Below are 6,563 nucleotides of genomic sequence, written 5' to 3'. Positions count from 1 at the left end.
CCAACCGCGGCGCCATGATGCCCCGCCGCAAACACACCCGCGCCGAACAACAAGCACGACAGATCAAAGCCGAACGCGCACTCAACGAAATACCGCCGTAAGAGGTTTCGGTCGCCGAACAATGCCGTATCGATGCCTGGCGCATTGAGCCGGTCGTGCATGTCTGCGCATCGCGATCTCAAACGCTGCGCCAAACCAGCTGCACACGCGGTAACGTCATTGACCACTGGCGAGGCTGTAGAGGTACTTGCCCCCAAGTGCCCGGCAATGCACTACCGCGATGTGAGGGGAGAAGTTCATGAAGCTCTGCATCGTCGGAGGCCTGGCTGTCGCGCTGACGGCAGGAGGGCTGATCGCCTCAGCGCCGCCGGCCAGCGCCGGCTGCCTGTACGGAGGGCCTGTTATCAGTAAGTGCGACGGACCCTTTCAGCCCGACGGCACCTGGCAACGGTGCATCGGGGTTTACAACTATGTGCCAAGCGGCTTCAGTTCCCACCTGGTGCCCGTCAAGCGCTGCGATGTGATGGGACCCGGCCGGCAGTACCCTCCTTGGGATTTCACCTTCGCTGACCCGCCGACGCACATCGACGGCTGAGCGGTAGGGCTACGTCGCGTTCTCGATCGTGAACGCGATGGCCGCTGTTGCGAGATCGGTTGTTTGGGAGAGATCGAATCCCGTGAGCGAAGTGAACACGTGCAGGCGTTTGCGCACGGTGTTGCGGTGGCGGTAGGTGCGCGCGGCGATGTCGGCGATGGTGCCGCCGTGTGCCATGAGGTCACCGACCGTTTCGAGGATACCGTTGCGCTCGTGTTCGGTGAGCGCGGCAAGCGGCTGGAAGACGGCGTCATGCAAGGCCTTTGACAGCTCTGGGCTTGCCGCGGTGACGGCGTGCAGCCAGTTGTCCCGTACCCGGAGCACTCCGGGGTCCGACCGGCCGTGGACGGCCATCCGGGCCAGCCGGATCTTTTGTGGCACGGCGGCGAGGCCGTCGGCGTCGATGACGGCACAGACGTGTTCGCCCAGCGGTTTGAGGTCGGCGATCAGGTCTGCATGCCAACTGGCGGTGTGGATGATGCCGCGAAGTTCTTGGGCGAACCAGTTGAAGTAGAAGGCTGTCCCGCTGGCTTCGAGCAGCTCGGCGCACTCGGTGACGAGCTCGGGACGCGGAATGGGGAAGGCTCCGACGAGGCACACATAGTGGCCGGCAGCGGGCAGGCCGAGCATGCGTGCGGCATCGTCGACGGTCGACGGATGGTTGCCGCCGTCGAGTAAGAGTTGTTCGAAGGCCGCCGAGCGGATCTCTTCACGGTTGCCGCGCGCGACCTGGTAGCCCTGGACGACTTCTTCGGTGTTGGCCTCGACGACTTCCCAGACCATCAGCGATGAGCGCTCGAGGAATTCGGCCCTGGTGCCGACCCCGAGTGCGTGGCCTTCGGCGATCAGCGCCTCCCACAGCATCTTGAGGTCGATCCGGAATGCGTGCAGGACGCTGGAGAGCGGAACATTCTGGTGCGCCCTGATGCGGCCGACTTCCAGCGCCGCCGAGCGGAGCGGGTCGGGGATGTCGGCGCCGACGAGGCGGGTCAGGGCGAGCCTCATCGTGCGGTCCATGTGGTAGCTCAGGTCGTCTCGGCTGACCGGGCCACCGGAGTATGTGGGCTCGTCCTGAATGGTCTGGTCGACGGCGCGTTCGACGATTGCCGGCAGCCGGACGTTGAGCAGTCGGCGGGCCGCCGACCGAATCAGCACCGTGGTGTGGTCCTCACCGGTCATCCATCACTCCTCACTGCGAGACGCCGTTCTCACACCGGCGTAACACTGCCGGAACACGATTGGCCGCATCAGCACTGAAATGTGCAAAGTGCACTTGATCTAGCCGGATCACGCGCCGTTTCAGGCATTGACGCCAGCATAGTGGCACTTTTCAATTGTGTGACACGCCACGTTGCAGTTCCAGGCAGAGCATGAACAACGAACGGAGATCGATGCCCGAGTCAACCGCGCAGTCCGCGGACCATGACGTTGCAGCGGCGGAGATCGTCGCGGCCCAGCTGTCGGACTCGTACGGTCTTCCCGTTGCCGACCTGGCGTTCCTCGGCGGCGAACTGGATCGCAATTACCGGGTGTCGACCCGCGACGGACGCGAGTTCCTGGCCAAGCTACGCACGAAGGCGGACCGCAACGGTGAGCTGCAATGGCAGAAGGAGATCCTGCTGCACCTGGCTCATCGGACATCCGGCGGCCACCTCGGGGTGGCGGTGCCGTCACTGGTCCGCACGCTCGATGGTGATCTCGACATCGGCATCGACGTGGGATCCGAGCGGTGGCTGCTCACCTTGCTGAACTGGGTGCCGGGGACCGACATGGTCAGGGTCGCCGAGCATTCCCCGGAGCTGCTCCTGGACATCGGCGCCACCGCGGCCCGCGTGACCAGAGCGCTCGAGGGCTTCGAGTCGACGACGATCCACACCACCCACCATTGGGACATCACTCGCGCTGCCGAGGTGATCGAAGAATGCCTGGCGCTGGATCCCACGCTGGGCGGCAGCTCGGAAGCCCAGACGGCCTTGCAATGGTTCAAGCGGGTGCAGCCGCTGCTGAGCACACTGCCTGCGGCCATGGTGCACAACGACCTGAACGACAACAACGTTCTGGTGGGCGTCCGTGACGGGGTGCAACGGGTCACCGGCATCCTGGATTTCAACGATGCGCTCTACACCGTGCGGGTCGCCGAGCCCGCTATTGCCGGTGCCTACGCGATGTTGCGCAAGGACGACCCACTGACCGCGATGGGTCTGGTGATCGCCGGTTATCACCGCGTGACCCCGCTGACCGACGACGAGTTGACCGTCGCCTACCCGCTGGCCGCGGCGCGCCTGGCGATGCAGGCACTGACGTGGGGTCTGCGCGGCCAGACCGATCCGACCGAATACGGCGCGATGCGGATGCAACACACCCTGCCGACCCTGCACCGCATCATGCAGATCGACCCACACACCGCCTCGGAGCACCTGCACGCGAGCTGCGGCCGCCGTGGCGCTACTCGACCGGAAACGAGAAGCTGAGATGGCGCACGTCGAGATCGAGGGCATCAGTAAGAGATTCGGTGCTACCGCGGCGCTGTCGGATGTCTCGATGTCCGTGGAGGCCGGGAAGGTCCACGGCCTGCTCGGCGAGAACGGGGCAGGCAAGTCGACCTTGATGAAGGTTCTCTCGGGCATCGTCAAGCCTGACAGTGGCCGGGTGACGATCGCGGGGCGGCCACTGCAGTCCGGCTCGCCGCAGGCGTCGCGTGACATCGGTCTGGCGATGGCCTACCAGGAACTCAGCGCTCCGCCGAATATCACGGTCGCCACCAAGTTGTGCCTGCCTCATCTGCCCACCCGCTTCGGGATGGTGTCGCAGGGCAAGTTGGCAGACATCGCCGCCGCGCGGCTGCGGGACTGGGAGGCTGAGCACATTCCGCCGCAGGCGCTGATCAGCGAACTCAGCCTGGCGGCCCGTCAGGAAGTGGAAATTATTGCGGCGCTGTCCAGTTCGCCGTCACTGCTGGTTCTCGACGAGCCGACCGCCGCGCTACCCGACCCGAGTTGGCTGTTCCGCCAGATCAACCGGATCACCGACACCGGTGCCGCGGTCATCTACATCAGCCACAAGCTCACCGAGATCAAGGAGATCTGCGACACCGGCACGGTACTGCGCAACGGCCGCACGGTCGCGTCATTCGCCCGCGGCGAGTTGTCCGAGGATCAACTCGTCGAGCAGATGATCGGTCGCTCGTTCAACCACGCCTTCCCGGCCAAACCGGGGGACAGTGCGATGGGTGAACTGGTCCTCGATGTCCGGGACGTCTCGGCCGGAGTAAAGCTCGACGGGGTGTCACTTCAGGTGCGTGCCGGGGAGATCGTCGGCGTTGCCGGGCTGGAGGGCCAAGGCCAACGTGAGCTGTTCTATGCACTGGCGGGCGAACTGCGCACGCACACCGGATCCGTATCCGTCGCAGGAGGTTCCGGAAGCGTCGACTTCGCCCTGGTACCCGAGGAACGCAAGAGCGAGGCATTGTTCCTCCAGATGCGATCGGACTTCAACCTCACCCTGCCGCTGACATCGCGGTTCTCCCGCGGGGCTGTGGTGTCCCGGCGCCGCCAGCGACGACTCGGTGAAGAGGTCGCAGGCGAGGTCAATCTTCCCGCGGCAATGCTGGCCCGGCGTATTGCCGACCTGTCCGGCGGTAACCAGCAGAAGGTGGTCTTCGGCCGGGCGATTGCGCAGGCACCGCGGTGCCTGTTGTTGTTCGACCCGACCCGCGGCGTCGATGCTGCGACAAAGCTGGAGATCTACAAGATGACCCGGGACTTTGCGGCCAAGGGCCACGCCGTCCTCGTCTACTCGACCGAGATCCCCGAACTCGTCGGGCTCTGTGACCGGGTGTGCGCACTGTACGGCGGCAAGATCGTGGCCGAGCACGCCGCCGACGAACTCACCGAGAACTCGGTGATGCGCAGCATCCTCGGGCGCAGCGCGGAGGTGGTGTCGTGAGCGTCGTCGAAACTCTGACCCGGCGCAGCGTCGCCACCAACCGGGAAAGCCTGCTCGCCGCGGCCGTCTTCGTCGTCTGCTACGGCGCCGTGTTGTTCGTGACGCCGTTCGAACGAAACAGCTACGCCTTCAACAACTTCGTGGTGCTGATGACACCGCTGGCCATCGCCACGGTGGGCACCACCCTGGTGCTCATCACCGGCGGCTTCGACTTGTCGGTGGCCGGAACGATCAGCTTGTCCAACGTCATCGCCGCCACCACGATGGCCGAACATCCAGACGCGGTCTGGCTGATCGCAGTCGCGGTCATCGCGGTGGGGCTGCTGGTCGGTCTGGTCAACGGACTACTGGTGGTGCGCGCCGGCCTGCAGTCGTTGGCGGTGACGCTGGGGACGTTCATCGTGCTGACCGGCGTGGCCCTGGTCGTCCTGCCTGCGCCGGGCGGTGAGGTTCCCGAGAGCTACGCGCTGGCCCTGACCGATCCACTCGGTCCGGTGCCGATCGCGTTGATCGTGCTGCTGGCACTGGCATTGGCATGGTGGGTGTTCAGCACCTCGCCGATCGGCGTGGCGGCCTACGCCGTTGGCGCCGACCGTCAGGCTGCCCGGATGTCGGGCGTGCGCACCGGCCCGGTGGAGATCCTGTGCTACACGCTGGCCGGCGGGCTATATGCCGGCGCGGGCCTGTACCTGACGGCGATCACCGCGTCGGGGGATCCCAACTCCGGGCGACCATTCCTGCTGACCTGCTTTGCGGCGATGGCAGTGGGCCTGGTCGGGTTTCGCGGTGGGGCGGGCAGCGCGGTAGCCGCGATGCTCGGGGCAGGCAGCCTCGTCGCGTTGCCCAAGCTGCTCTTCGCCGCCGGAGTCGAGGACTTCTGGTCGGGTGCCCTGCAGGGCAGCGTCATTCTCCTCGCCCTGGCCGTTCCGGTGGTCGCGGTGCGGGTGCTCAAAGGGCGCACGACGCGACCCGCCACCGCCGTCCTGGAAGGACACCCACGATGACGTCTGGACTCACCCAGCCGACGGCGCCGACGACGGCACATGAGCCGAAGCCGGTGCAGCGGGCACCGCGCGGGCAGTGGTGGCGCAATCAGGCCCTCGTCGTGTGGGCGCTGCTGCTGGTCTGTCTGCCGTTGTCCCGCTTGGTCAACGAGAGTTTCCCGTCGATCTCCCTCGTAGTGAACGTGGTGGTCCTCGGGCTGTTCCTGGCAGTGGTCGCGTTCGGGCAGGGCCTGGTGGTGCTGACCGGCGGCATCGATCTGTCGGTCGCGTCCTCCGTGGCCCTCGGCGCCTACGTCACCGGTGCCCTGTGGACGGCAGGCCTGCCGGTTGCGGCCGCGGTGCTGGTGGCGGTGGCCGTCTGTGCCGGTGTCGGGGCGGTCAACGGCCTGATCATCAGCCGGTTCGGGTTCCCCGCGTTCATCGTGACCCTCGCGGTGGGCACGATCCTGGGTTCGGTCCTGCTCGGGATGGCCCGCGGCGCCCCCGCTCAACGCTCACCGGAGGTGCTGTCCGCGCTGTTTCGGCAGGACACCACCGTGATCGGGATACCCGCGGCGGTCTGGCTGTTCGTGGCGGTGGCCGTGGTGGGTCTGTTCATTCAGCACAAGACCACGCTGGGCGTACGTGCCTACGCGCTGGGCAACAGTGTTGCGGCAGCCCGCAACTCGCGGGTCGACGTCGGGCGCACCACAGTCAGCGTGTACGCGGTGGCCGGCGCCGCCTACGGGCTGGCCGGGGTCATGCTGCTCGGCTATGCCTCGGGAGCCGACCTCAATGTCGGCGAACCGTGGCTGCTTCCGAGCATCGCCGCAGTCGTGGTCGGCGGCGCGGCGATCCGCGGCGGATCGGGCTCCTACGGCGGCACGATCGCCGGGGCACTCCTGTTGACGCTGTTGGGCATTGACATCAGCGCTACCGGCCTGTCCGAGGGGTACAAGCAGATCGTGTACGGCGCTGTCATCGTCATCGCGCTGCTCGGTTCCCGGCTGGCGGGAAGGAAGGATTGAGATGGCGCTGGG

The 6,563-nt window shown here is 66.3% G+C and carries 6 protein-coding genes; 5 read left to right on the top strand and 1 reads right to left on the bottom strand.

Features of this window, described 5'->3' with window-relative positions:
* Positions 1–298 precede the first annotated feature (298 nt).
* Positions 299–595 (top strand): CDGP domain-containing protein, encoded by a 297-nt coding sequence (locus M1247_RS35625; protein ID WP_317161177.1) that lies wholly within the window; start codon positions 299–301, stop codon positions 593–595.
* A 9-nt stretch (positions 596–604) separates the two neighbouring features.
* Here the strand turns inward: M1247_RS35625 and M1247_RS35620 are convergent, their stop codons facing one another.
* Positions 605–1,774 carry an RsbRD N-terminal domain-containing protein gene (locus M1247_RS35620; protein WP_317161176.1) on the bottom strand — a complete coding sequence of 390 codons (1,170 nt, stop codon included), beginning with the start codon at positions 1,772–1,774 and terminating at the stop codon, positions 605–607.
* Between the two features lie 212 nt (positions 1,775–1,986).
* Here M1247_RS35620 and M1247_RS35615 point away from each other — a divergent pair, with 212 nt between their 5' ends.
* Genes M1247_RS35615 through M1247_RS35600 form a run of 4 tightly spaced genes read left to right on the top strand, consistent with a single transcriptional unit; the run spans position 1,987 to position 6,551 of the window.
* Positions 1,987–3,066 (top strand): phosphotransferase, encoded by a 1,080-nt coding sequence (locus tag M1247_RS35615; protein ID WP_317161175.1) that lies wholly within the window; start codon positions 1,987–1,989, stop codon positions 3,064–3,066.
* A gap of 1 nt (position 3,067) precedes the next feature.
* Positions 3,068–4,540, top strand: a complete 1,473-nt coding sequence (locus M1247_RS35610) for a sugar ABC transporter ATP-binding protein (RefSeq protein ID WP_317161174.1) — start codon at positions 3,068–3,070, stop codon at positions 4,538–4,540.
* A complete protein-coding gene (locus M1247_RS35605; RefSeq protein ID WP_317161173.1) occupies positions 4,537–5,544 on the top strand; it encodes an ABC transporter permease in 1,008 nt (335 codons plus the stop codon). Before M1247_RS35610 ends, M1247_RS35605 begins: the two co-directional genes overlap by 4 nt.
* Complete coding sequence (locus tag M1247_RS35600; RefSeq protein ID WP_317161172.1) at positions 5,541–6,551, top strand: ABC transporter permease; 1,011 nt, start codon at positions 5,541–5,543, stop codon at positions 6,549–6,551. Before M1247_RS35605 ends, M1247_RS35600 begins: the two co-directional genes overlap by 4 nt.
* Positions 6,552–6,563 lie beyond the last annotated feature (12 nt).

Source organism: Mycobacterium appelbergii (genome assembly GCF_032883035.1).
In the GTDB taxonomy this organism is placed as follows: Bacteria; Actinomycetota; Actinomycetes; order Mycobacteriales; family Mycobacteriaceae; genus Mycobacterium; species Mycobacterium appelbergii.
Note: the sequence above shows the minus strand (reverse complement) of the source record. Positions and strands in the feature narration are given on the sequence as shown.